This is a genomic window from Pseudomonas sp. FSL W5-0203 (assembly GCF_001896155.1).
Classification (GTDB): Bacteria; Pseudomonadota; Gammaproteobacteria; order Pseudomonadales; family Pseudomonadaceae; genus Aquipseudomonas; species Aquipseudomonas paracarnis.
Genome location: NZ_MPOR01000100.1, coordinates 1 through 527 on the forward strand (window position 1 = coordinate 1; position 527 = coordinate 527).

Below are 527 nucleotides of genomic sequence, written 5' to 3' on the forward strand. Positions count from 1 at the left end.
GGCGGCAACATCGTTTACACCGCCAGCCTTGTGGATAAGAACGGCGCACCGGTGACCAACATCACCAACCCGTTGACCGTGACTTTGGATAACGGCCAGACCATCACCATTGGCGTAAACCAATCGAGCGGTAGCGTTTCGGTTCTTGCTCCTGATGATGTTTACAAGGGCGATCAGACCGTCACTACTGCTATCAAAGGCGTAACCGGCGGCGAGCACTTTGAAAATCTGGTGCCGGGTACTACGGCGGTGAACACCACCGTTACGGATACCCCAGGCACCGATAACACAACCACGGTTACGCTGACTGCGCCAAGTGCCGTTAACGAAGGCGGCCAGATCACCTACACCGCGACCTTGAGCAACAAAGCCGGTACCGACGTAACGCTGAAACTCGACAACGGTTCAAGCATCACCATCAAGGCTGGCGACACGGTTGGCACCGTAACCGTGCCTGCCCCTACCGATGACGTGTTTATCGATAAGAGCACTCAGACCGTCAAGATCACCGAAACCACTGGCGGCAA

The 527-nt window shown here is 55.8% G+C and carries 1 protein-coding gene; it reads left to right on the plus strand.

Annotated elements, in window-relative coordinates; genetic code table 11:
* On the plus strand, positions 1-527 hold a 527-nt coding region (locus tag BOP96_RS29150), incomplete at both ends, for an immunoglobulin-like domain-containing protein (protein WP_138726266.1).